Genomic DNA, 25,520 nt, shown 5'->3' on the forward strand with positions numbered 1-25,520 from the left:
CGGTTCGGCGGGACGTGGGGCGTGAGGGCACCGACGGGGCGGGGGTGGGCGTGCGGGCGGTGCTTCCAGTGTGCCCGCGCGCGCTGCCGTGCCGTTCGGCGCCGGCCGGTCAGGGTGCGGGGCGCCAGTGCTCGGCGAGGTCGGCCCACAGGTGGGCGCTGGTCTCGACGCCTTTGAGGAGGAGATCGAGCTCGACCTTCTCGTTCGGGGCGTGCCAGCCGTCGGAGGGGACGGAGATGCCCAGGAAGAGGACGGGGGCGCCGAGCACCTCCTGCAGGTCGGCGGCGGGCCCGGAGCCGCCCTCGCGGGTGAAGCGGACCGGGCTGCCGAAGGCGCGGCCCATGGCGCGGACCACGGACTGCAGCGCGGGGTGGTCGAGTGGGGTCAGGCACGGGCGCGTGGCCGAGCTGAAGGTGATCTCCTGCCGGATCCCGGCGGGCACCTGCTCGGCGGCCCAGGCGCGGACGGCCTTCTCGATGTGGTCGGGGTCCTGGCCGGCGACCAGCCGGAAGGACAGCTTCACCATCGCGGAGGACGGGATGACCGTCTTGCTGCCCGCGCCCTGGTAGCCGCCGCCGATGCCGTTGACCTCGGCGGTCGGGCGGGCCCAGATGCGCTCGAGCGTGGTGTGCCCCGCCTCGCCGTGGGTGGCGTGGGACCTGGCGGTGCGCAGCCACTGCTCCTCGTCGAAGGGCAGCTCGGCGAAGAGCTCGCGCTCGCGGTCGGTCAGCTCCACGACGCCGTCGTAGAAGCCGGGGATCGCCACGCGCGCGTGTTCGTCGTGCAGGGCGGCCACCAGGCGGGCGGTGGCGGTGGCCGGGTTGGGCACGGCACCGCCGAAGGAACCCGAGTGGATGTCCTGGTCGGGGCCGTGCAGCCGGATCTCGCACTCGGCGAGGCCGCGCATGCCGGTGCACACGGTCGGCGTGTCCGCCGACCACATGCCGGTGTCGGAGACGATCACGGCGTCGGCGGTGAGCCGGTCGGCGCGCTCCTCGACGAGGGCCCTGAAGTGCGGGGAGCCGGACTCCTCCTCGCCCTCGATCAGCAGCTTGAGGTGGACGGCCGGGCTGGTGCGGCCGGTGGCGGCGAGGTGGGCGCGGACGCCGAGTGTGTGGAAGAACACCTGACCCTTGTCGTCGGCGGCCCCGCGCGCGTAGAGGCGGTCGTCCCGGACGACGGGCTCGAAGGGTTCGCTGTCCCAGCCGTCCTCGCGGGCGGCGGGCTGCACGTCGTGGTGGCCGTAGACGAGGACGGTGGGCGCCCCGGGGTCGTCCGAGGGCCACTCGGCGAAGACCGCCGGGGCACCGGGGGTGGGCCAGACCTCGGCCGTCGGGAAGCCGGTCTCCTCGAGTTTCGCGGCGAGCCAGTCGGCGCTGCGCCGCACGTCGGGCGCGTGCTCGGGCTGCGCCGAGACGGACGGGATGCGCAGCCACGCGGCGAGGTCGTCGAGGAAGGCGGCACGGTGCTGCTCGATGTACGTACGGACGGCGCTGTCCGGGGTCTGGCTCATGCTCACGAGCCTATCGGCCCGCACCGGCTTCCTCGGCGGGCGGTTCGTCACACTTGGCTTCCCTCGCGTGCCGCGTCCTCCGTGTCCGGCGGGTCGCCGGTGAGCAGCCGCTCCAGTGCCGCCCGGTCCGGCAGGTTCCCGGGGCGTACGACCTCGCCGGTGCGCACGTACAGGAAGGCGGCCGTGACCGACTCGGGCGGTACACCCTGCTGCTCGGCCCAGGCCAGCCGGTACACGGCGAGCTGCAGCGGGTCGGCGGTGTGGGCGCGGCCGGTCTTCCAGTCGACGATCTCGTAGGTCGCGTCGTCACCCTCGCCGTGGCGGTAGACGGCGTCGATGCGGCCGCGTACGGCCCGGCCGGCGAGGGTGAGCTGGAAGGGTGCCTCGATCCGGTACGGAGTGCGCCGGGCGTACTCGGTGCGTTCGAAGGCCTCCTTGAGTGCTTCGAGGTCGCGTTCGTCGGCGATCTCGGCGTCGCCGCCGGGCAGTTCGTCGGGCTCCAGCATGGGAAGCGTCAGTTCCTCGAAGCGGGCCTCCACCCAGGCGTGGAACCGGGTGCCCCGGCGTGCGGCGGGTTGCGGGGGGCGCGGCATGGGGCGGGCGAGTTCCTGCGCGAGCCCGTCGGGGTCCTCGGCGAGACGCAGCAGTTGCGACGCGGTCAGCGTGGCGGGCAGGGGGACGTCGGTGACAGCCTGCCGGGCGCGCAGCAGCTCGCCGGCGAGTGCGTCGAGGTCGCGGTCCCAGGAGGCGAGGGTGCGGGCTTCCTCCGGGGTGAGGGACGCCGAGTGCGCGGGCGCGGCGGGGCGTTCGCCTCGGTGGCTCCGGCCGGCCGGGGCGGCGGCCTGGCGGGGGACGGTGGGGCGCTCGGCGGTCCAGGAGTCCCAGTCGCCGGGCTCGTCCGGCGGGGCGGCTTCGTCGTCGTACGGTGACTCCTCGCCGTGAGCGAGCCCCGCGTCGTAGGGGAACTCCTCGTCGTCCGGTGGCGCGGGCCAGTCCGGGTCGTCGAAGGCGGCGGGGTCGTGGCCGGCGGGCGGGTGGCCGTCCTGCCCGGCGGCCAGGGTGTCCAGGTGGGTCAGGACGGTCTCGGCGGCGGCGCGGCGGCGGGCGAGGGCCGCGTCGTCCAGCGGCAGCGGCCACACCTGGTCGGCGGCGGCCGTGTGCAGGGCGGGGTTCTCCTCGTCCTCGGCGGGCTCGTCGGCCCAGGCCTCGATCTCCCCGTGTCCGGCGGCGCAGTGGTCGTGGAGGGCCTGGAGGAAGTCGGAGGGACCGCGCGGCTTCTTCTGGCTGGGGCCCCACCAGTGGCCGGAGCCGAGGAGCAGGGAGCGGGGGCGGGTGAAGGTGACGTAGCCGAGCCGGAGTTCCTCGGTGTGCTGGTGGTCCTTCATGGCCTCGTGGAAGGCCTTCAGGCCGCGGGAGTCCCAGGAGTCGACGTCGGGCAGGGTGGCGGTGTCGCCGCGCAGGGCGTGCGGCAGCACCCTGGCCTGTGCGGTCCACTTCTCGCGGCCCTGGGCGCTGGGGAAGGTGCCCCGGACCAGTCCGGGGACGGCGACGACGTCCCACTCCAGGCCCTTGGACTTGTGCGCGGTGAGCACCTTGACGGTGTTCTCCCCGCCGGGCAGGGCGTTGTCGAGGCCCTTCTCGTACTGGGCCGCGGTGCGCAGGAAGCCGAGGAAGGCCAGCAGGGTGGCGGCGCCGTCACTCGCGGCGAAGGAGGCGGCGACGTCCAGGAAGTTGGACAGGGTCTCGCGGCGGCGGGCGGCCAGCGCGTGCGGGGACGCCGACAGCTCGACCTCCAGGCCGGTGACGGCGAGGACCCGGTGCAGGACGTCCATCAGCGGGTCGGACAGGGAGCGGCGCAGGTCGCGCAGCTCGGCGGCGAGGCGGGCGAAGCGCACGCGCGCGTCCGGCGAGAACGGCAGGCCGTCGTCGTCCCCCTCGCCCTCGTTCAGGGGGGAGTCCAGGAACGTGTCGAGGGCGTCCGCGAGCGAGGTGATCTCGGAGGGGTCGACCCCTTCGACGGCCTCGGCGAGCCTGCGGTCGGGGTCGTCGCCGCCGTCCGCGCGCGCGTGGGCGACCAGCAGGCGGGCGCGCCGGCCCAGGAGGGCGAGGTCGCGGGGGCCGATGCGCCAGCGGGGGCCGGTCAGCAGGCGCACCAGGGAGGCGTTGGCGCCGGGGTCCTGGAGCACTTCGCAGACGGCGACGAGGTCGGCGATCTCGGGCAGGTGCAGCAGCCCGGAGAGGCCGACCACCTCGACGGGGAGGTCCCGGGCGACGAGGGCGGCCTGGATCTCGGCGAAGTCGGTCGCCGTGCGGCACAGCACCGCGATCTCACCGGGTGCCGTGCCGGTGCGCACGAGGTGGGCGAGGGAGTCGGCGAGCCAGTCGATCTCCTCGGCGTGGGTGCGCAGCAGGGCGCAGCGCACCGTGCCGTCGCGTTCGGCGCCGGGGGCGGGGCGAAGGGCCTCCACGCCCGCGTGCATGGCGCGCAGCGGCTCGGCGAGGCCGTTGGCGAGGTCGAGGAGGCGGCCGCCGCTGCGGCGGTTCTCGCTGAGCGCCTGGCGGGTGGCGGGGCGGCCGTCGGCATGGCGGAAGTGCTCGGGGAAGTCGTCGAGGTTGGCGACGGAGGCGCCGCGCCAGCCGTAGATGGCCTGGCAGGGGTCGCCGACGGCGGTGACCGGGTGGCCGGTGCCGCCGCCGAACAGACCGGACAGCAGGACGCGCTGGGCCACGGAGGTGTCCTGGTACTCGTCCAGGAGGACGACCCGGAACTCGTCGCGCAGCAGGCGGCCCACCTCGGGGATGCCGGCGAGACGGGCGGACAGGGCGATCTGGTCGCCGAAGTCGAGCAGGTCGCGTTCGCGCTTGGCGGCCCGGTAGCGCACGACGAGGTCGGCGAGTTCCCGGCGGGCGGCGGCGGTCTCGGGGACCTTGCGCAGGTCGGCGTTGGTGAGCTTGGCGCCCTCCAGGCTGCGCAGCAGGGCGGCGTCCCAGGTGCGCAGTTCCTCGGGGGCGACGAGGTGCTCGGCGAGCTCGGAGTCGAGGGCGAGCAGGTCGCTGACGAGGTCGGCGAAGGAGCGGGTCAGCGCCGGGTAGGGGCCCGGGGCCTCGCGCAGCACGCGCGCGGCGAGCTGGAACCGGGTCGCGTCGGCCAGCAGCCGGGAGGTGGGTTCGAGCCCGAGCCGCAGGCCGTGGTCGGTCAGCAGGCGGCCGGCGAAGGCGTGGTAGGTGGAGATGACCGGTTCGCCGGGCGGGTTGTCCGGGTCGATCACGTCGGGATCGGTGACGCCGGCCCTGACGAGCGCCTTGCGGACCCTCTCGGCGAGCTCGCCCGCCGCCTTGTTGGTGAAGGTCAGGCCGAGCACCTGTTCGGGGGCGACCTGGCCGGTGCCCACCAGCCAGACCACGCGGGCCGCCATCACCGTGGTCTTGCCCGACCCGGCTCCGGCCACGATCACCTGCGGGGCGGGCGGCGCGGTGATGCAGGCCGTCTGCTCCGGGGTGAAGGGGATGCCGAGGAGCTCTTTGAGCTGCTCGGGGTCGGTGATACGGGCGGGCATGTCGTCAGAGGCTAGCGGCGGCCACTGACAGTCCTGTGCGGGTCAGCCGCCCGGCACCGGGAAAGCGCAGGTCAGCGCCGTGGGTGCCGTGCGTCACTCGACCACGTGCCGGCCCTCGGGCCGGGCGCTGCAGGACGCGCGGAACGCGCAGTGCGTGCAGTGCTGGCCGGTGGTCGGTGTGAACCGCTCGTCGAGGACCTTGCCGGCGGCCGTGGCCAGCAGCTCGCCGACCCACTCCCCCGCCAGTGACTCCTGGGCCTGCACCTTCGGCAGCGTCTCGCCGCCGTCCCGTTTGGCCGCGCCCTGCCTGAGGTGCACCAGCTCGGCGCCGCCGGGCTCGGGCCGCACACCGTCGAACGCGGTGTCGACGGCGCCCTCGCGGACGGCGAGCTGGTAGACGGCGAGCTGGGGGTGGCGGGCCACCTCGGCGGCGCTGGGGGCCTGCTTGCCGGTCTTGAAGTCCACGACGTAGGCGCGGCCCTCGGCGTCCGCCTCGACGCGGTCCATCTGCCCCCGGACGCGGACTTGGTAGTCGCCCGCCTCCAGGGTGACGTCGAAGTCCTGCTCGCTGGCCACCGCGGTGCGGTCGGTGCGGTCCAGGACGTGCCAGTTCAGGAAGCGTTCGAGCGCCACACGCGCGTTGTCCTTCTCCTGCGCCGACTTCCAGGGCGCGTCGAAGGCGAGCGCGTTCCACACCGACTCCAGGCGTTCCATCAGCACGTCGAGGTCGGCGGGGGTGCGGCCGGAGGCGACCTCGTCGGCGAGGACGTGGACGACGTTGCCGAAGCCCTGGGCGGTGGTCGCGGGTGCGTCGGCCTTCACCTCGCGGCCCAGGAACCACTGCAGGGAACAGGTGTTGGCGAGCTGGTCGAGGGCGCTTCCGGACAGGACGACCGGCTGGTCGCGGTGGCGCAGCGGCACCTTGCTCTCGGTCGGCTCGAACATGCCCCACCAGCGGTAGGGGTGCGCGGACGGCACCAGCGGGCGGCCGTCCTCGTCGGCGAGCGCGGCGAGCCTGGCGAGGCGGCGCGCGGCGGCCTCGCGCAGGACGGCGGACGCGCGCGGGTCGACGGTGGTGGCGCGCAGCTCGGCGACCAGCGCGGCCACGGACAGCGGGCGGCGCGGGCGGCCGGTGACGTCCTGGGGTTCGACGCCGAGTTCGGTCAGGAAGCGGGAGGGCTGGTCGCCGTCGTCGGCCGGTGCCTTCACCGCGGTGACGACGAGACGTTCCCGCGCGCGCGTGGCGGCCACGTAGAACAGACGGCGTTCCTCGGCGAGCAGCGCGCCGGGGGTCAGCGGTTCGGCGAGTCCGTCGCGGCCGATGCGGTCGGCCTCCAGGAGGGAGCCGCGGCGGCGCAGATCGGGCCACAGGCCCTCCTGGACGCCGGCGACGACGACCAGCCGCCACTCCAGGCCCTTGGCGCGGTGGGCGGTCATCAGGCGGACGGCGTCGGGGCGGACGGCGCGGCGGGTAAGGGTGTCGGCCGCGATGTCCTCCGCCTCGATCTCCTCCAGGAAGTTCAGGGCGCCCCTGCCCCCGGTGCGCTCCTCCGCGCGCGCGGCGGTCGCGAACAGCGCGCACACCGCGTCCAGGTCGCGGTCGGCGTTGCGGCCGGCGGCGCCCCCGCGCCGGGCGGACCGCTCCAGGCGGGAGGGCCACGGCGTGCCCTCCCACAGGTCCCACAGGGCCTCCTCGGCCGTACCGCCGCCGGCGAGGCGCTCGCGGGCCTTGCGCAGCAGCGCGCCGAGGCGCTGCGCCCCGCGCGCGTAGGCCGGGTCGTGGACGACCAGGCGCTCGGGCTCGGCGAGCGCCCGCGCGAGCAGTTCGTCGGAGGGCGGCGGCACCGGGTTCCCGGCGGCCCGCTCCTCCTCCCTCAGGGCGCGCCCGAGGCGGCGCAGGTCGGCGGCGTCCATGCCGGCGAGGGGGGAGGTGAGCAGGGTCAGCGCGGTCTCGGCGTCGAGCCAGGCAGTGACGTGCGGAGCGGCGCTGCCGTCCGCCTCGGGGGGCTGGGCGTCGGCGCTGGAGGCCTCCGCCTCGGTGGGGCGGGCGTCCCTGGCGGAGGCCGCCGCCCCGGTCGGCTGCGAGTCCGCGCCGGAGACCCCCGCCTCGGCGGAGCGTGCCTCCGGGCCGTAGGTCCCCACCTCAATCGGCTGGGATTCCGCGCCGGATGCCTCCGCCTCGCTGGACCAGGCGTCCATGGCGGAGACCCCCGCCCCGGTCGGCTGCGAGTCCGCGCCGGAGACCCCCGCCTCGTGCGGCTGCGAGTCCGCGCCGGAGGCCCCCGCCTCGGCGGGGCGGGCATCCATGGCGGAGACCCCCGCCCCGGTGGGGCGGGCGTCCGTGGCAGAAGCCCCCGCCCCGGTCGGCTGGGAGCCCGCGCCGGAGGCCCCCGCCTCGGCGGGGACCCGGTTCGGGACGTGGCCCGCTTCGGCCGTGGCCACCGCTTTGAGCGCCGTCAGCAGCGGGGCGACCGCGGGCTCGTGGCGCAGGGGCAGGTCGTCGCCGTCGATGTCCAGCGGGACGCCCGCCGCGGTGAGGGCGCGGCGCACGGTGGGGATGGTGCGGGAGCCGGCGCGCACCAGGACGGCCATGTCGCTCCAGGGGACGCCGTCCTCCAGGTGCGCGCGGCGCAGGATGTCGGCGATGTTGTCCAGCTCCGTGCCGGGCGTCGGGTACGTGTAGACCTCCACGCGGCCGCCGTCCCGCACGGCCTGCGGCTCCCGGTGGGCGCGGACCTTCTCGCCGGGCAGCCTGGGCAGCGGCATCCGCTGGGTGATCAGGCGGGTCGCGGCCAGCAGGGCGGCGCCGGAGCGGCGGGAGGTGCGCAGCACCGCGACCGGGGCGGGACGGCCGTCCGCGCGCGGGAAGGCCGACGGGAAGTCCAGGATGCCGTTCACGTCGGCACCACGGAAGGTGTAGATCGACTGGTCGGGGTCGCCGAAAGCCAGCAGGGTGTGCCCGCCGCCGGCCAGGGCGTGCAGGAGCCTCACCTGGGCGGGGTCGGTGTCCTGGTACTCGTCGACGTACACGGCGTCGTACCGGGCGGCGAGCCGGGCCGCGACCTCGGGGCGGCGGGCGAGCAGCACCGCGCGGTGGACCAGTTCGGCGTAGTCGATGACGCCCTGGAGGTCGAGGACGTCGAGGTACTCGGCGAGGAAGGCGGCGGCCGCCTTCCAGTCCGGGCGGCCGATGCGGCGGGCGAAGGCGTCCAGCGCGTCCGGGCCGAGGCCCAGCTCGCGGCTGCGGGCGAGGACGGCGCGGACCTCGTCGGCGAAGCCCCGTGTCGTCAGGCAGGCGCGCAGTTCGTCGGGCCAGCGCACGTGGTGCAGGCCGAGTCGCTGCAGCTCGGGCTGCCCGGCGAGCAGTTCGCGGACGGCGACGTCCTGCTCGGGGCCGGAGAGCAGGCGCAGCGGGTCGGCGAACAGACTGCTGTCCTGGTGGGCGCGGACCAAGGCGTAGCAGTACGAGTGGAAGGTGGTCGCCCGGGGCGCGCGGGCCGCGCCGATGCGCAGGGCCATGCGGTCGCGCAGCTCGACGGCGGCCTTGCGGCTGAACGTCAGCACCAGGATGCGTTCCGGGTCACCGCCGCGGGCGATCCGCGCGGCCACGGACTCCACCAGGGTCGTCGTCTTGCCGGTGCCCGGACCCGCCAGGACGAGCAGGGGTCCCGCCCGGTGGTCAACCACGGCGCGCTGTGCGGCGTCCAGACGAGGGGGATCCATGTCGGCCGGCGGGGTACGGACCAGTCGGTAAGCGCCGCGGCTCCCCTGCCGCACCGGGGGGTGCGGCAGGCGCCTGGTGGAGGAAGAGGAGCTCACGTGGTTCGCCGGTCCTGGTGGTTGTGCTGGTGGGCGGGCGGTCACACGTGCGAGGCGGTGGCCGCGGGATGAGGACACGTGCAGCCGACGCTACGCCGCCGCATCGTACGAAAGCAGAGCTTCCGCTCTTTCCCGTGTGGCTCTCCCGGCGCTCTGGGCTCTCCAGGCTCTCCGGTCTCCCCCGGCCCGGGTGTCACGCGGGTACCTCTACTCAAGAACGTACGTCATGCCGCGGACGTCCCCGCCGTCCCCCGTACGGAGCACGGCTTGACGCGGGCGGCGTCCGATGGCGGAAGCTGTCAGGTGTGACCCCCCGCGTTCGCGCCGTCCCAGCGCGCCCGCCGCATGTCGAGCCGCGGCAGATGCCCCTCGCTGCTCCTGCTCGCCTCTTTAAGCGGCGTGCCCTCCGCCCGGTAGTGACCGAGCGCGCGCAGCTCGTGCCCGGGCAGCAGCGCCCCGTCGGCGCGCACCACCCGCCACCAGGGGACGGCGCCTCCGTACAGGGACATGACCCGGCCCACCTGGCGCGGTCCCCCTTCCTCCAGCCACTCGGCGACGTCGCCGTAGGTCATGACGCGCCCGGGCGGGATCCGCTCGGCGACCTCGAGGACCCGCTCGGCGTACTCGGGCAGCGCGCCCGGGTCCCCCTCGTGGGCCTCCCGGGCAGGGCTCTGCTCGCTCATTCGCCCCATCCTGCCGCACCCCACCGACAACGCGGCGCGGACGGCGGGGGACGGCGCCCCCTCGCTTGCGGGCGGCGCTTCGGGCAGACTGTCCGCCCGCGCATCCGCACCCTGATGCCCGCGAGTGTCGGCGGGGCATGCCACCATCGTGCGGGCGGTGACCGTTGATACGAGACCAAGAAGAGACCATGAAGCAGCAGGGTGTGCACCCCGAGAGCGCGGCGGGCACCCCTGACGCCGCCGCACGTCCAGGCGCCCCTCGCTCCGGCCCCGACGGCCCCGCCCAGGGCGTCGACGGCGAAGTGGGCGCCATGGACGACGCCGCGGCCGAGGAGTCCTCACGCGCGCGTGGTGACGAACACGACACCGCATTGGGCGCGCCCGGTGACCCGCGAGCCGGCGAGCGCACGGACGCCGAGGAGGGCGAGCCGCACCCGGACGAGGTCGAGGGTGACGAACCGCTGCTCCCCGCGCGCGTGCACCGCCCCTCCGACCTCATGCGGCTGCTCGTCGGTGTGTTCGCCATCGTCGTGGTGCTCGCCGTCGCCGCGTTCGCGCACGGCACCACGTCGGGTCTCGAACAGGACATCAACAAGGGCACCGGGCAGGCCCCCGACCTGCTGATCAAGATCGCGGGGCTGGCCTCCAGCATCGCGATCCTGCTCGTGCCGGTCGCCTTCGCGATCGAACGGCTGATCAAACGGGACGGCCTGCGGATCGCCGACGGCGTCCTCGCGGCCGTCCTCGCCCACGGAGTGACCCTCGCCACCGACCTGTGGGTCGCCCGCGGAGCCCCCGGCTCCATCCAGGAGGCGCTCACCCAGCCCTCACCGGGCGACGTCCACGCCCTGACCGACCCGGTGCACGGCTACCTCGCGCCGGTCATCGCGTACATGACGGCCGTCGGCATGTCCCGCAGACCCCGCTGGCGCGCGGTCCTGTGGATCGTGCTGATGCTCGACGCCTTCTCGATGCTGGTCACCGGCTACACGACCCCGTTCTCGATCCTGCTGACCATCCTGATCGGCTGGACCATCGCCTACGGCACCCTGTACGCCGTCGGCTCGCCCAACGTCCGCCCCACCGGCCGGACCCTGCTGGCCGGTCTGCGGCGCGTCGGCTTCCACCCCGTCGGCGCGGCCCGTGAGGAGGCCGTGGAGACGGAGAACGGCGACCGCGGCCGGCGCTACTTCGTCACACTGGAGGACGGCCCGCCGCTGGACGTCACGGTCGTCGACCGGGAGCAGCAGGCCCAGGGCTTCTTCTACCGCGCCTGGCGGAACCTGACCCTGCGCGGCTTCGCCACCCGCTCCAGCCTGCAGTCGCTGCGCCAGGCTCTGGAGCAGGAGGCGCTGCTGGCGTACGCGGCGATCGCGGCGGGCGCCAACGCGCCCAAGCTGATCGCCACCTCCGAACTCGGCCCGGACGCGGTGATGCTCGTCTACGAGCACACCGGCGGGCGCTCGCTGGACTCGCTGGACGACGAGGAGATCACCGACGAGCTGCTGCGCAACACCTGGGAGCAGGTGCGGGCCCTTCAGTCCCGGCGCATCGCCCACCGCAGGCTGGCCGGCGACGCGATCCGGGTGGATCGTTCCGGCAGGGTGATCCTGACCGAGCTGCGCGGCGGCGAGATCGCGGCCGGGGACCTGCTGCTGCGGATGGATGTCGCCCAGCTGGTCACGACGCTCGGTCTCCGGGTCGGCGCCGAGCGGGCGGTGGCCTCGGCGGTCGGGGTGCTGGGACCGGACGCGGTCGCGGACTGCCTGCCCATGCTGCAGCCCATCGCGCTGACGCGCTCCACGCGCGCGACGCTGCGCCGGCTGGGCCGGGAGCGGGCCGAGCGCGAACGCGAGGCGGTGCTGGAGGGCTCGCGGCAGGCCAAGCAGGACCGGCTGGAGGAAGCCGCCGGGACAGCCGGACCCGTACCCGGCAAGCCCGACAAGAAGACGGTCCGCGCCGAGCAGCGGGCGGAGAAGAGGGCCATCGACGAAGCCCTCGAAGAGGCCCGTGAGGAGGACCTGCTCACCCAGATCCGGCACCAGGTGCTGCGGATCAGGCCCCAGGCCCCCGTGGAACCGGCCCGTCTGGAGCGGGTGCGGCCGCGCACGCTGATCAGCTTCATCGCCGGGGCGATCGGCGCGTACTACCTGCTGACGCAGCTCACCCACATCCAGTTCGGCACGCTGTTCGCGCAGGCCCAGTGGGGCTGGGTGATCGCCGCCGTGCTGTTCTCCGCCCTCAGCTACGTGGCCGCCGCTATGGCGCTGCTCGGCTTCGTACCGGAGCGGGTGCCCTTCCTGAGGACCGTGGGGGCGCAGGTGGCCGGCTCCTTCGTGAAGATCGTGGCACCGGCGGCCGTCGGCGGTGTCGCCCTGAACACGCGCTTCCTGCAGCGCCAGGGCGTGCGCCCGGGGCTCGCGGTGGCGAGCGTCGGCGCGTCTCAGTTGTTCGGGCTCGGCTGCCACATCCTGATGCTGCTGTCCTTCGGCTACCTGACCGGGACCGAGAAGACGCCGTCCCTGTCGCCGTCCCGGACGGTGATCGCCGGCCTGCTGACCGTGGCGGTGCTGGTGCTGGTGGTGACCTCGGTGCCGTTCCTGAGGAAGTTCGTCGTCACGCGTGTGAGGTCCCTGTTCGCCGGTGTCGTGCCGCGCATGCTCGACGTGCTGCAGCGGCCGCAGAAACTCGTCACCGGCATCGGCGGCATGCTGCTGCTGACCGCCTGCTTCGTGATGTGCCTGGACGCCTCCATCCGGGCGTTCGGCGACGGCTCGACCTCGCTGAGCATCGCGAGCGTCGCGGTCGTCTTCCTCGCCGGCAACGCGCTCGGCTCCGCCGCGCCCACGCCGGGCGGTGTCGGCGCGGTCGAGGCCAGCCTCACCCTCGGTCTGATCGCCGTCGGCCTGCCGAAGGAGGTCGCCGCCCCGGCCGTCCTGCTGTACCGGCTGCTGACGCTGTGGCTGCCGGTCCTGCCGGGCTGGCTCGTCTTCAACCAGCTCACCCGCAAGGACGCCCTGTAACCGTCCCGCCGCTCCGGCGGCGGCGGGACGTACCCCCAACGGCCCGTGCCCCGCGCGCCCCGGCGTGCGCGCGCGCACGATGGGAGCATGGCGAACCCCTCCCGGCTGCGTGCCGCCGCACTGACCACCAGCTGGGCGCTGCTGGCCGTCCTGCTGGCCGGATGCGGCGGCGGCGGCCACGGGGACCTGCGGACGCAGAAGCTGGACTGGGAGGACTGCCCGACCCCCTCCCAGGCGGAGGGCGGCGGCAGCCCACCGTCCCCGCTGCCGGGCGGCGGCACGTGGCAGTGCGCCACCATGCAGGCGCCCCTGGACTGGAGCAGGCCGAAGGGCGACACGATCGGCATCGCCCTGATCCGCGCCAAGGCCAGCGGGGACCCCAGCCGGCGGATCGGCTCCCTCGTGTTCAACTTCGGCGGCCCCGGCGGCAGCGGCGTCACCACGCTGCCCGCCTTCGGCGAGGACTACGCCGCCCTGCGCACCCGGTACGACCTGGTGAGCTTCGACCCGCGCGGTGTCGGCCGCAGCAAGCCGGTGACGTGCGAGAGCGACGCCCAGCTGGACGCGTACTTCCAGCAGGACGCCACCCCCGACGACAGCACCGAGCGCACCCAGCTGATCGACCGCACCAAGCAGTTCAACGCGGCCTGCGACAAGCACTCGGAGACGGTCCTGCCGCATGTCCGCACCACCGACGCGGCCCGCGACATGGACCTCATGCGCCAGGTCCTCGGCGACGACAAGCTGCACTACTTCGGCATCTCCTACGGCACCGAACTCGGCGGGGTCTACGCCCACCTGTTCCCGAAGAACGTCGGCCGTGCCGTGTTCGACGGGGTCGTCGACCCCACGCAGGACCCGGAGCAGAGCGCGCTCGGGCAGGCCCGCGGCTTCCAGCTCGCCCTCGACAACTTCGCCCGGGACTGCACGTCGAAGACGACCGACTGCCCGATCGGCGACACCCCGCAGGACGTCAAGAACCGCATCGCCACCCTGCTGGACGACCTGGAGAAGAAGCCGATCCCCGGCATCCTCCCGCGGCAGCTGACCCAGACCGCGGCGACCAACGGCATCGCCCAGTCCCTGTACTCCAAGGACTTCTGGGAGTACCTCACCGAGGGCCTCCAGCAGGCGTACGACGGCGACGGCAGGATCCTCATGCTGCTGTCCGACTCCATGAACGGCCGCAGCGAGAACGGCGAGTACAGCAACATCACCGCGGCGAACGTGGCCATCAACTGCGCCGACGAGAAACCCCGGTACACCACGGCCGACGTCGAGCAGAGACTGCCCGAGTTCCGCGCCGCCTCCCCGCTGTTCGGGGACTACCTGGCCTGGGGCATGGTCAGCTGCACCGGCTGGGCCGTGCCGGGCGCAGCCGACCACCCCGACGTCAGCGCACCGGGTGCGGCACCCATCCTGGTCGTGGGCAACACCGGGGACCCGGCGACGCCGTACGAGGGCGCGAGGAAGATGGTGGACGCGCTCGGCAAGGGCGTCGCCGTCGAGCTGACGTACAAGGGCCAGGGGCACGGGGCGTACGACAGCAAGAACAAGTGCGTGCAGGGAGCGGTGAACAGCTACCTGCTGGACGGGAAGGTGCCGAAGACCGGCACGGTCTGCTCGTAAAGCCCCCGAACGCCTATGGAACCGCAGGTCAGAGGGTTATCCACAGGCCGGAACGGGCGGCCCCCGCTCCGCCTACCATGACGTGAACACCCGCCGCGGCTCGACGCGGGGGGCCTGCGAGGGGGGTACGCATGCTTCGTCTTCTGCGCTGGACGGCCGCCGCGGCTGCGGCTCTGCTGGTCGACCCGGCGACCCCGTACGAGGGCGCCCGCAGGATGGCCGACGAGCTGGGCAGGGGCGTGGGGGTCGAACTCACCTGGAAGGGCGAGGGCCACGGCGCGTACGGCAACGGCAGCGACTGCGTCGACTCCGCGGTGGACGCCTACCTGCTGAACGGGACGGTACCGAAGGACGGGACGGTCTGCTCATGACGGCGGGCCCCGTGAGCCGTCGTCAGTTGTCGATCACTGGCTCGATCCCGTACGACGAAGCCCGCGGCTCCGACCGGGGTCGGAGCCGCGGGCTTCGTCAGTCCCGCCGGCCGGCGGGACCGGTGGTCTAGTAGACCGGCTTGTGCGGTTCGATCTGGTTGACCCAGCCGATGACTCCGCCGCCGACATGGACGGCGTCGGCGAAGCCCGCGGACTTCAGGACGGCGAGGACTTCCGCACTGCGGACACCCGTCTTGCAATGCAGGACGATCTTCTTGTCCTGGGGCAGGCCCTCCAGGGCGGTGCCCATGAGGAACTCGTTCTTCGGGATCAGCCGGGCGCCCGGGATGGAGACGATCTCGTACTCGTTCGGCTCGCGGACGTCGATGATCTCGATGCTCTCGCCGTCGTCGATCCACTCCTTGAGCTGCTTGGGAGTGATCGTGGAGTCGGCGGCCGCCGCCTGGGCCTCCTCGGAGACGACGCCGCAGAAGGCCTCGTAGTCGATGAGCTCGGTGACGGTCGGGTTCTCGCCGCAGACCGCGCAGTTCGGGTCCTTGCGGACCTTGACCTGGCGGTACGTCATCTCCAGGGCGTCGTAGATCATCAGACGGCCGACCAGCGGCTCGCCGATGCCCGCCAGCAGCTTGATCGCCTCGTTGACCTGGATGGAGCCGATGGACGCGCACAGCACGCCCAGGACGCCGCCCTCGGCGCAGGAGGGGACCATGCCGGGGGGCGGGGGCTCCGGGTAGAGGCAGCGGTAGCAGGGGCCGTGCTCGGACCAGAAGACGGACGCCTGGCCGTCGAACCGGTAGATCGAACCCCAGACGTACGGCTTGTTCAGCAGCACGCACGCGTCGTTGACCAGGTAGCGGGTCGCGAAGTTGTCCGTGCCGTCGACGATCAGGTCGTACTGGCTGAAGATGTCCATCACGTTGTCGGCCTCGAGCCGCTCCTCGTGCAGGACCACGTTCACGTACGGGTTGATGCCGAGGACCGAGTCACGTGCGGACTCCGCCTTGGAACGGCCGATGTCGGACTGGCTGTGGATGATCTGGCGCTGCAGGTTCGACTCGTCGACCTCGTCGAACTCCACGATGCCGAGGGTGCCCACGCCCGCGGCGGCCAGGTACATCAGCGCCGGCGAGCCCAGGCCGCCGGCGCCCACACACAGCACCTTGGCGTTCTTCAGCCGCTTCTGCCCGTCCATGCCCACGTCGGGGATGATCAGGTGGCGGGAGTACCGGCGGACCTCGTCTACGGTGAGCTCGGCAGCCGGCTCGACCAGGGGTGGCAACGACACGGGGACTCCGTTGGTCGGTCAATCACTACGGTTGTTCTCCCTGTAACAGTGCCATGCGCTTTTTCATTCCGAGACACCTGTTCCGATCCGCGAGACGATGTCGTCCCAGTAGCCGGGCATGGTCTCCCAGGGGTCGACGCGGCCGCCGCGATCGGTGCGGTCGGTGAAGTAGATCGTGGCCGCGCCCTGCCAGCGCGCGATGCGCAGCGCCTCCTCCAGGTGACCGTGGGGCACGCCGTGCACGAAGTGGCAGAAGCGGTCGGGCGGGTAGTCCGCGGTCCACTCGGCGACCTGCGAGAAGCGGTAGTCGGACCAGGGGCCGGCGAACGTCACCAGCTGGTCGGCGTTCTCCGCGTACCCGGGGTGCGGGTGACGGCCGTGGCCGAGCACGATGTGGGCGGTGCCACTGATCGCCCGGAGGGCGGTGACGGCCCGGCGGACCCCGGGCAGCGCGGAGCGCTCCGTGGGGCAGCGGTCCAGCAGGAAGCCGTCGACGCGGTACCAGTCGAGGTGGCGGTGCGCGTCGGAGAGCAGGTCGGCGTGGACGCGGGCGCCGTGGGCGAGGTCCAGGTGGCCGAGCACGCGCACGCCCGCGTTGCGCAGCCGGCCCGCGGCTTCCAGGCAGTGCGGGTCGGCCCGGGTGCCGGGGCCGTCGGCCACGTCCAGGACGACCCAGTCCAGGGGGGTGCCGGGGCGGGCGAGCTCGGCCCACTGGGCCGGTGCGACCAGCGGGTGGGCGTAGCCCGGGATGCCGAGGGCGGTGCGGACGCCGGTGCCGGTGGTGCCCGCTGTGGTGCTGGTCAGATGCGGCATGCCGCCTCCATCCAGATGTCGGCGAGGGATTCTTCGAGGTTGATCCGCGGCCGCCAGCCGAGCCGGTCGCGGGCGGTGCGCACGTCGGCCTGCTGCCAGCTGCCGCAGCCGTCGGGGTACGGGTACGCGACCGGGGCCGCGTGGTCGGACTCGGCGCGGGGGTGGCCGATGGCGGCGCGCAGCGGCCCGGGCGGGGCGTCGAGTTCGTGGAGGGCGCCGCCGTATCCGGCGACCCGGGCGAGCACGGCGGCGGCGTCCCGGAGGCGGACGGCGCGGCCGGAGCCGATGTTGATGACGCCCTGGGCGGCGGACAGCGAGGCGGCGTGCACGGCGCGGGCGACGTCGCGCACGTCGATGAAGTCGCGCTGGACGCCGAGGCCGCCGAGCTTGAGTTCGCCGTCGCCGGACTGCATGGCGCGGCGCATGGCCTCGGCGAGCCGGCCGAGCGGGGAACCGGCCGGCGTGCCGGGCCCGGCGGGCGAGAAGACCCGGAGCACGACGGCGTCGAGGCCCGAGCCGAGGACCAGTTCGGTGGCGGCGAGCTTGCTGACCCCGTACGGACCGCCGGGGCGCGGTACGGCGTCCTCGGCGGTGGAGGAGCCGGGCTGGCTGGGGCCGTACTCGGAGCCGCAGCCGATCTGCACGAGGCGGGCGCCGCAGCCGCTGCGGCGCAGCGCCTCGCAGACGGTGGCGACGGCGACGGTGTTGTGCCGGGTGAGGTCCCGGGCGCCGCCCCGGGTGGCGCCGGCGCAGTTGATGACGACGCCGGGGTGGACCGCGTCCAGGAAGCGGGTGAGCGCTCCGGGGCTGCCGGTGGCGAGGTCGAAGCGGACGTCGGCGTCGTCGCCGCGGCCGAGCGCGGTGAGCTGGACGGCCGGGTCGGCGAGCAGGCGGTCGGCGACGAAGCGGCCGATGTACCCGTTGGCTCCGATCAGCAGGACCCTCATCGCGCGGCTCCCGGGGTGTGGGTTCCGGCTGCTCCCAAGGCTCCGGACGCTCCGGGAGCTCCGGGTGCTCCGTGTCGGGAGGTGGTCATCTGGGTTTCTCCTTCGCAGGGGTGGTGCGGTTGCCTCGCGGGGGTGGGCCGGGCGTCTCCGGCGCGGCCGGGTGCCGCCACGCACTCGGGGCGGGTGACGGTGGGCCGGGTCCGGGCCGGTGGCGGCCGGTTCACTCGGGTGTTCCGGGTGGCGCGTGGGCCGAGGCCCGGGTGAGCGTGCGCAGGGTGTGGACCAGCAGGGCCAGGGCCGCGGTGCCGCAGGCGAGCGCCGGGAGGGCGGCCGGGCTCCAGGCGTCCAGCAGGGCCTGGACGGGGCTCGCCAGGACGGCGCAGCCCGGCAGCCGGCCGGCCAGCAGCAGGGCCGGGCCCATCGCCTCGGCGGCCGCCGCGGCACCGAGGGCGACGGCGGGGGCGTGCCGGTGCTGGTGCGCGGCGAGGAGGCGGGCGAGCAGGAGCAGGGCGCCCAGGGTGAGGCCCTGGGGGAAGGCCGCGTTCTCGTGCAGGACGGCGCCGCACAGCGCGAGCAGGGCGGTGAGGGCGGCCAGGAACAGGGCGACGGTGCCGAGCAGCAGGGGCCGGGCGGCGGCGGTGAAGTCCCGCAGGCCGCGGCTGCCGGCGAGTCTGCGGCGGGCGCCCGCGGTAAGGAGGTGTGCGCACCAGGCGGCCGGGGCGCAGGCGAGGAGCAGCGCCAGGGCAAGTGCGGCGGTCACGGGCCAGGAACCGTCGTGTGTGCCGTCGGGCAGGGCATCGGGGCCACCGGCCACGACGGCGCGCACGAGTCCGTCGCCGAGGGCGGCGTATCCGAGCAGCCAGAGAGTGGCGGCGCGGGTGCCGGACGCGGTCCGCCACGGCACCGTGCCGTGCCGTGGGGCCAGGGGGCCGCGGCGCAGGGCGGCGCGGACCGCGAACGCGACGGCGAGGAGGCCGCCGAGGACCACCAGTTGGCGGGGCCGGCCGTGGGTGAGGCGCAGCCCGGTCACGACGGCCGCACCGAGTGCGCCGGGCAGGAGGGTGAGCGGGATCCAGCCGGAACGCGGACGCGGGGCGGACACGGGGTGGGGCTGCGGGACCGGTGCGCCGTCGCGCGGCACGCGCGCGTAGAGCTCCTCGGCGAGCGAGAAGACGTCGCGGTGGCGGAAGCGGGCGGCGGTCCGGTCGGTGACGCCGTGCGCCTCGAGACCGGCGGCGATCTCGAGCGGATCGACGGCTCGCTCGCAGAGCTCGCGGTGCCGGTGCAGCAGGGCTTTCACCGGGTCGGCGGCTCCGCGCCGGGGGCCGGCCGAGCGGCCGCTGCGGGGCTGGGGGTCCACTGCGAGCGGTCCGGAGGCGGGGGACACCGGGGCCACCGGCTCTCGGGGCGCTCCCGTGACCACTGAGGCCACCGGGGCCTGTGAGGCCGGCGCCGAGGGCGCGCCGGCCTCCCCCGTACCGGCCGCCCACTCCGCCGACCGCGCGTCCCAGGCCTCCGCGCCGGCCGGCATGCCCGGGCCGTCCGGGCCTCCGGAGGGGGGCACGGCACCCTCGTCGCGGATGCCTTCCGCTCCCCCGGCCCCTCTCGGGGCGTCCTGTCCGAAGCCGCTCACCGTGCCCCCTCGGAGGCCTGGTGCGGTGCCGGGTGGGCCGCCGCGTGGGCCGTCGGCCGGCCGGGGGGGTTCCGGGGCAGCACGCGGGAGCCGGGGCCGGCCCAGTGCAGGGGGACATGGGTCTCGGCCGGAGCGGCGAACGGGAGGGGCGCACCCGCCTCGTCGAGGACGAACCGGCGGACCGGGCAGTGCGAGACGATCTCCAGGTAGATGCCGTGGAACGCCGCGATGTTCTGCTCCACGGTGAACAGTTCGAGCGCCCGGGCGCGCGCGGCCGCGCCGAGGCGCTCACGGCGCTCGGGGTCGCACAGCAGCGCCACGCACGCCTCGGCGAGCGCCCGCGGATTGCGCGGGGGTACGACCAGACCCGTGCCGCCGATGACCTCGACCACCGCGCCGACGTCCGTGGACACCGTGGCGCGGCCGCAGAGCATGGCCTCCACCAGGGTGAGCGGGAAGCCCTCGACGACGCTGGACAGGACGACGACGGCGCCGGCGGCGTACGCCTCGGGCAGGGTCGGGGCTTCGGGGCCGCCGATCCGCTCGAAGGAGACCGGGTTCTCGCCGACCGCGTGCACGCCCTCCGCCTCGTCCGGGAAGAGCTGCGCGGCGAGCACCCGGCAGTGGCCGAGATAGGCCTCGCCCTCGGGGCCCGTGGGCGCGCCGACGATGCGCAGCCGCGCCTTCGGGACCTCCTTGCGGACCTCGGCGAAGGCGTGCAGCAGCGACACCAGGTCCTTGGCGGGTTCGACGCACCCCACCCAGGCCAGGGTGTGCGGGTCGGCGCGGTCCGGGGCCTCGCCGACCTCCGCGAAGCGGGCGGCCTCCAGGCCCGGGTGGACCGTGCGGATCCTGTCGCGGTCGGCGCCGCACCGTTCCTGCCAGCGGCGGGTGTGCGCGTTGCCGGGCGTGAGGAGGGCGGCGCGGCGGTACACCTCGGTGGCCAGCCGGCCGTGGAAGGCGGCGAGCAGGGCACGGACGGCGGGCGCGGCGGCGTCGGGGCCGAGGGTCAGGTAGTGCGCGCGCAGCTGTACGCCGTACTCGGTGACCAGCAGCGGTACGTCGCAGAAGTGCCGGGCGAGGAGTCCGGGCAGGGCGGTGGGACCGCCGGCGGTGGCGTGGCAGAGGTCCGCCGCGCCCAGGTCGTCGTCGCCGTACCAGTCGAGGGACAGGGGGCGCAGGGCGCGTTCGAGGTGCGCGGCGACGGTCAGCAGATCGGGCACGCGCGCCTCGCGCGCCGTGGACGGCGCACCGGGGGCGCGGCAGGCGCGCTCCAGGAGGCGTACGGCGGCCTCGGAGCGGAGTGCGCCGGTCAGCCCGCCCTCGTCGCGGGCGAGTTCGGCGAGGCCGTACAGCGCACTGGCGAAACGGTCCGCCAGAGCATCGGTCCACGAGCCGGCAGCGGAGCGGTCACCGAGGTCGTCGCGAGGGTCGTCACCGAAGGCGCCTCGGAAGGCGTTTCCGGAGCCATCTGCGGCCCCGGCCCCGGTCGTGGTCCCGGCGCACAGCGCGCCGGCCAGTTCCCCGTAGTGCTCGGCGAAGCGCCGGCGCGCGCGCCGGCCGTAGGCGACCCCGTCGTCCTCCGCCGCCCGTTGCGGCGCGGTCCACAGCGGGGCCGTCCGCACGCGGCCGACCTGCTCGGGGAGCGGGACCCGGCCCCCGTCCTCCTGCGGGCGGCCGCCGCCGAGTGCGTAGAGGTCGAACTCGTGCTGAGGGAGCCCGCGCACGAGCCGGTCGCACCAGAGTCCGGCGTCACCGCTCACATACGGATAGCCACTTTCCGTAACCAGTCCGATGCGCACGCGTGCACCCCCGATCTCCCGTGATGGTGGGGAGCCGCCGCGTCCCGGCGGCTCACAGCGGGACGAACGTATGCGGACGAGGCGGTGGCGCGACGGACGGTTGTCCATCGCGCCACCAAAAGGGGTGAACGGACGTAACTTTCGCGTGCGTACGGCGTTTTGGCGCGGTAGGAGATCAGCGGGTGATCGTCCGGGCGCACCGCGTCACGTCAGGGGCGGGTCCCGCCGCACCGCCCGCCACTCATGCCGGTCCGGAACAGCCGAGCCCCCTCAGCCCTTGGGGTAGGGCCAGGGGTTGGGAAGGCAGTGGATGCCGTCGTGGTCGAGGAACTTGGTCTGCTGCTGCATGACCGGCGCGAGCTCGCCGTCCTTCTGGCACGTCACGTGCCCGTGGCCGAGCCGATGACCGATCTCGTGGTTGATGAGCATCTGCCGGTACGCGTGGATCTCGTTCCCGTACGTCTTACTGCCCTGGGCCCACCGGTAGGCGTTGATCATGACGCGTTCGGTGGCGGCCGAGTCGCAGGAGACGTTGTCCTCCGTCGTGTCCAGGCCCGACTTGGCGCACCACTTGGCGGTGGTGCCGGGGCTGGCGAGGGTGATCACGAAGTCGGGCTTGCCGGAGGAGATCCGCTCGAAGGTGCGGGCGCCGCCGTGGGCCCAGCTGCGGTCGTCGTTCAGCGTCTTCTGCACGGCCTCGGCGAACAGCGCGCCGTCCAGGCCGAGCCCCTGCTCGACGTCCACGCGGTAGGTGAACTTCCGCCCCTGGCCGGGGGCCTTGTCGAAGCCGGGGACGGCGTCGAACTTGCCCGGGCCCTTCAAGGTGGCGCTGAGCGGGTACGTCCGGTCCATCTTCTGCTCGTACGTCAGCGGCGCCGCGGCCGTCGGAGCGGTCCGTCCGGAGGTGCGGGCGTCGTGCGCCCGGCCGGGCGCCGACTGCGCCAGGACGCCCGTCCCGTCGCGGTCGTCGGCCACCTGCCCGGCGACGACGACCGCGAGCACGGTGGTCACCGCGGCGGCGGCGATGCCGGTGAAGGCCCGCCCCTTGCCGCCGCGCTGCGCGGGCACACCGGTGGGCGGGGCGTCGCCGCCGTCGTCCTCTCCCGCCCCCGCGGCCTGCGGGCCGGCACCGGGGCGGTCGGGCTCCTCCTGCGCGCCGCCGCCGGAGCGGGGCGCGAAGACGTCGAGGTCCTCGTCGAAGGCGTCGAGATACTCCTGCCGCGGCGCACCCGTCCGCCGCTGCCGCGGGATCCGGGCACCGGACGCGCCGGCTGCCTGCTGGGAGCCGGAGGGACCGGTGGCCCCGGGAGCTCCGGGTGCGCCGGAATTGGCGGGACCCTGAGGAGCGGCCCCGGCGCCACCGGCGGGCGCTCCCGGGAACGCGCCCCAGCCGCCCCCCGACTCACGCTGCTCGGGATGCGCACCCCGGGCCGTGGAAGGGGTGCCACCGGAAACACGGGGAACACCGCGCGCAGGCGTGCCGTCGGGCAGCCGCGGGCCTCCCTGCGCCGGAGTGCCGCCGGGCCCGCGCCGGCCCTCGGGCGCACCCTTGCCGCCCGGGAGGGAAGGGACGTCTGCGGCCGGGCCACCCGGGCCTCGGGGAACGCGCGGAACACCGCGCGCCGGCGTGCCGTCGGGCAGCCGCGGGCCTCCCTGTGCCGGGGTTCTGTCCGGCCCACGCCGTCCGCCGGGCGCACCCGGGCCACCGGCACTGCCGCTCGGACCACCGGGCCCGCCCGGACCACGGGGAACGCGCGGAACACCGCGCGCCGGCGTGCCGTCCGCGAACCTCGGCAGACCCTGCGCCGGAGTGTCGCCGGGAAGACGCGGAACTCCCTGCTCAGGCGTGCCGTCGGCCACACCGGGCCGGGGCACGCCCCGGGCGGGGGTTGCCGGAGGAAACCCGGGCGCGCCGGGACCGGTGTTCGGTGCCCCCGGCGTGCGGGGACCGGCGGCCGGGGCCTGTCGCCGGCCGGGCAGGGCGGGCTGCCGGGGCTCGGGTGACGGAGCGGAGGCCGGGCCTCGCTCCCCTCGCTGTGCTGTTATGTCCGCGGAGTCGCCCTTGGGGGCCGGTCCTCGGCGGCTGTGCCGTCCCATTCCTGCTCTCAGCTCCCCGCGTCCGCGGCGGACCCGGTGTCCGGCGCGCCCTCCTGCTCGCGCGATTCCGCGAGAAGGTCCCGGAACGCCGCGGCCACCACCTGGGGATACTCCATCATGGCCACGTGCCCGGCCTCCGGCAGGGTCAGCAGACGGTTGTCGCGGAAGGCGCGGGTGGCCTTGCGGGCCATGCGGCAGCCGACCAGCTGGTCGCGGCCGCCGTAGATCAGCAGGGTCGGAGCGAGCACGCGTTCGGCCTGGCGCCACAGCCCGTGCTGCCCGCCCAGCGTGTAGGCGTCGACGATCCCGCGCGCGGAGCGGGCCATCGCGTCCCAGAAGTACGGCAGTTGCAGCCGCCGCTCCAGCTCGTCCACGGCGTGCCGGAACGCCTCGGGCGACACCTGCGCGGGGTCGCCGTAGCACAGCCCGAGCACGCCCCTGACCCGCTGTTCGGCCGTCCACTCCCTGGTGAGCCGGGTGAAGAGCGCGGCGATGCCGGGCACCCCCAGCAGGCCCGTCGGCACGGCGGTCCGCTGGATGCGCAGCTCCGGCAGGGCGGGGGAGATCAGCGTGAGGGTGCGGACGAGGTCGGGGCGCACGGCGGCCACGCGTGTGGCGACCGCTCCGCCGAGGGAGTTGCCGAAGAGGTGGACCGGTCCGCGCCCGCAGGCATCCAGGTAGCGGATGACCGCGCGCGCGTGCCCGGTGACGGAGTAGTTGCCGTCGTCCGGGGGTGGGGAGTCGCCGAAGCCGGGCAGGTCGACCGCCTCGCCGTCGACGACCCCGTCCAGTTCGGCCATCAGCGACGACCAGTTCTGCGAGGAACCGCCGAGCCCGTGGACGAACAGCGCGGCCGGCAGACCCTCGCGCGCGGGTGGCCGCGACCGCACCGAGAGGGTGACCCCCGGCAGTCCCACCGACCTGATCCGCTCGCCCTCGCCGACCCGGACGGGCGCCACCCTCGGGAGCACACTCGCGGCCGGCACGGACGGCGACTCGGTCGAAGACATGCGGCAATGTTACGAGACGATCACGCCATGATTCATGTGTTCGCCGTCACAGGTTGGACTCCGCGGTACCGGAAACAGGGGGCGGACGAACAGGCAGCCACGGGCAGCCACGAGCACAGGCAGAGGCGCAGGCGGATGGGCCGGGATCCGCGCGGCGAACGGGCGCACACGGCATGGCGTCCGGATCAGGTGTCTCCTAGGCTCGTACCGCGGGCACCCGCGTGTGGCCCCTGCTGCATCGAGGGAAGTCCGTAGGAAGGGAGCCCACCATGGCCTTCGACCCCACCGAGCCCGACAAGGCCGAGGATCTCGTGCAGGAGGAGACCCCGGAGATCGACGTCGAGGCCCCCGAGGGGGACGCCGTCGAGCAGCACGCCGACCTCGCCCAGGACCAGGACGACCCGCTGACGGAGGTGGACCCGGACCAGGGGAACGAGGCCGATCTCGTGGAGCAGGCGCGCGTGGTCTCGCTCGACGAGGACGACTACCGCTGACTCCGGCCGCGCTCGCGGCACCTGGCCGGCCGTACGAGGGGGGCTTCGCGGCTTTCGTCGCCGTCCGGTACGTGAAATTCTGCGCTCGCACCGCGCACACCACGGTTACCGAAAAGTACGATGGCCGCGCGGCCGACACCGCATGTGGACGACATTGGGAGGCGGCGTGACAGCCATCGAGCAAACTGAGGCAGCACGCCCACGGGGCACCCGTCTGCCGCGCCGAGCCCGGCGGAACCAGTTGCTGGGCGCCGCCCAGGAGGTCTTCGTCGCGCAGGGGTACCACGCGGCGGCGATGGACGACATCGCCGAGCGGGCCGGAGTGAGCAAGCCGGTGCTCTACCAGCACTTCCCCGGCAAGCTCGATCTCTATCTCGCCCTGCTGGACCAGCACTGCGAGTCGCTGATCCAGGCCGTGCGCGGGGCGCTCGCCTCGACGTCCGACAACAAGCAGCGCGTACGGGCGACCATGGACGCCTACTTCGCGTACGTGGAGGACGACGGCGGTGCCTTCCGCCTGGTCTTCGAGTCGGACCTGACGAACGAGCCCGCGGTGCGCGAGCGCGTCGACAAGGTGACCAACGAGTGCGCCGAGGCGATCTGCGACGTCATCGCCGAGGACACCGGCCTCTCGCGGGCGGAGTCGATGCTGCTCGCCTCCGGCCTCGGCGGCCTCGCCCAGGTGGTGGCGCGGTCCTGGCTGCACAGCGACCGCAGTGTGCCGCGCGACCAGGCGGTGCAGCTGCTGGCCTCGCTGGCCTGGCGGGGCATCGCCGGCTTCCCGCTGCACGGCAGCGAGCACCACTGACGGCCGCTCGTCGCC

The 25,520-nt window shown here is 74.5% G+C and carries 15 protein-coding genes and 1 pseudogene; 5 read left to right on the forward strand and 11 right to left on the reverse strand.

Features of this window, described 5'->3' with window-relative positions; genetic code table 11:
- Window positions 1-109: 109 nt before the first annotated feature.
- The 4 genes from AQJ66_RS20715 to AQJ66_RS20730 all read right to left on the reverse strand — a co-directional run bounded on the left by AQJ66_RS20715 (window position 110) and on the right by AQJ66_RS20730 (window position 9,572).
- Entirely contained in the window at window positions 110-1,513 is a 1,404-nt protein-coding gene (locus tag AQJ66_RS20715; protein ID WP_061924262.1) for a dipeptidase, read from the reverse strand.
- A 47-nt stretch (window positions 1,514-1,560) separates the two neighbouring features.
- Window positions 1,561-5,070 carry an ATP-dependent DNA helicase gene (locus AQJ66_RS20720; protein WP_061924265.1) on the reverse strand — a complete coding sequence of 1,170 codons (3,510 nt, stop codon included), beginning with the start codon at window positions 5,068-5,070 and terminating at the stop codon, window positions 1,561-1,563.
- A gap of 93 nt (window positions 5,071-5,163) precedes the next feature.
- Window positions 5,164-8,889, reverse strand: coding sequence for a UvrD-helicase domain-containing protein (locus AQJ66_RS20725; RefSeq protein WP_107118989.1), 3,726 nt, complete (start codon window positions 8,887-8,889; stop codon window positions 5,164-5,166).
- A gap of 299 nt (window positions 8,890-9,188) precedes the next feature.
- Window positions 9,189-9,572 carry an MGMT family protein gene (locus AQJ66_RS20730; RefSeq protein WP_061924272.1) on the reverse strand — a complete coding sequence of 128 codons (384 nt, stop codon included), beginning with the start codon at window positions 9,570-9,572 and terminating at the stop codon, window positions 9,189-9,191.
- A gap of 188 nt (window positions 9,573-9,760) precedes the next feature.
- On the opposite strand from AQJ66_RS20730, the gene AQJ66_RS20735 reads away from it, so the two are divergent.
- From AQJ66_RS20735 to AQJ66_RS20745, 3 genes and pseudogenes are all read left to right on the forward strand, one after another.
- Window positions 9,761-12,595, forward strand: a complete 2,835-nt coding sequence (locus AQJ66_RS20735; RefSeq protein ID WP_061924276.1) for a lysylphosphatidylglycerol synthase transmembrane domain-containing protein — start codon at window positions 9,761-9,763, stop codon at window positions 12,593-12,595.
- An 87-nt stretch (window positions 12,596-12,682) separates the two neighbouring features.
- Complete coding sequence (locus AQJ66_RS20740; RefSeq protein ID WP_061924279.1) at window positions 12,683-14,224, forward strand: alpha/beta hydrolase; 1,542 nt, start codon at window positions 12,683-12,685, stop codon at window positions 14,222-14,224.
- 152 nt (window positions 14,225-14,376) lie between these two features.
- A pseudogene (locus AQJ66_RS20745) lies at window positions 14,377-14,595 on the forward strand (alpha/beta hydrolase); the annotation flags it as partial.
- A 127-nt stretch (window positions 14,596-14,722) separates the two neighbouring features.
- Here the strand turns inward: AQJ66_RS20745 and moeZ are convergent.
- The 7 genes from moeZ to AQJ66_RS20780 all read right to left on the reverse strand — a co-directional run bounded on the left by moeZ (window position 14,723) and on the right by AQJ66_RS20780 (window position 24,203).
- Complete coding sequence (moeZ, locus tag AQJ66_RS20750) at window positions 14,723-15,901, reverse strand: adenylyltransferase/sulfurtransferase MoeZ (RefSeq protein WP_061924286.1); 1,179 nt, start codon at window positions 15,899-15,901, stop codon at window positions 14,723-14,725.
- A gap of 63 nt (window positions 15,902-15,964) precedes the next feature.
- Window positions 15,965-16,714 (reverse strand): spherulation-specific family 4 protein, encoded by a 750-nt coding sequence (locus AQJ66_RS20755; RefSeq protein WP_061924289.1) that lies wholly within the window; start codon window positions 16,712-16,714, stop codon window positions 15,965-15,967.
- The gene (locus tag AQJ66_RS20760; protein ID WP_061924292.1) at window positions 16,702-17,661 is read right to left on the reverse strand and encodes an NAD-dependent epimerase/dehydratase family protein; all 960 of its coding nucleotides are present in this window, start codon (window positions 17,659-17,661) and stop codon (window positions 16,702-16,704) included. Before AQJ66_RS20760 ends, AQJ66_RS20755 begins: the two co-directional genes overlap by 13 nt.
- A 220-nt stretch (window positions 17,662-17,881) precedes the next feature.
- The gene (locus AQJ66_RS20765) at window positions 17,882-19,225 is read right to left on the reverse strand and encodes a hypothetical protein (RefSeq protein WP_244162876.1); all 1,344 of its coding nucleotides are present in this window, start codon (window positions 19,223-19,225) and stop codon (window positions 17,882-17,884) included.
- Between the two features lie 65 nt (window positions 19,226-19,290).
- The gene (locus tag AQJ66_RS20770) at window positions 19,291-21,057 is read right to left on the reverse strand and encodes a glycosyltransferase (protein ID WP_061924295.1); all 1,767 of its coding nucleotides are present in this window, start codon (window positions 21,055-21,057) and stop codon (window positions 19,291-19,293) included.
- Window positions 21,058-21,366: 309 nt separating this feature from the next.
- Complete coding sequence (locus AQJ66_RS20775) at window positions 21,367-22,893, reverse strand: DUF3152 domain-containing protein (protein WP_425264296.1); 1,527 nt, start codon at window positions 22,891-22,893, stop codon at window positions 21,367-21,369.
- Window positions 22,894-23,201: 308 nt separating this feature from the next.
- Window positions 23,202-24,203, reverse strand: coding sequence for an alpha/beta fold hydrolase (locus AQJ66_RS20780; protein ID WP_061924298.1), 1,002 nt, complete (start codon window positions 24,201-24,203; stop codon window positions 23,202-23,204).
- Window positions 24,204-24,472: 269 nt separating this feature from the next.
- On the opposite strand from AQJ66_RS20780, the gene AQJ66_RS20785 reads away from it, so the two are divergent.
- Window positions 24,473-24,697: a hypothetical protein gene (locus AQJ66_RS20785; protein WP_061924301.1), complete on the forward strand. Its 225-nt coding sequence runs from the start codon at window positions 24,473-24,475 to the stop codon at window positions 24,695-24,697.
- A gap of 166 nt (window positions 24,698-24,863) precedes the next feature.
- A complete protein-coding gene (locus AQJ66_RS20790) occupies window positions 24,864-25,505 on the forward strand; it encodes a TetR/AcrR family transcriptional regulator (RefSeq protein WP_061924304.1) in 642 nt (213 codons plus the stop codon).
- Window positions 25,506-25,520 lie beyond the last annotated feature (15 nt).

Origin of the sequence: Streptomyces bungoensis (genome assembly GCF_001514215.1) — a bacterium.
Lineage (GTDB): Bacteria > Actinomycetota > Actinomycetes > Streptomycetales > Streptomycetaceae > Streptomyces > Streptomyces bungoensis.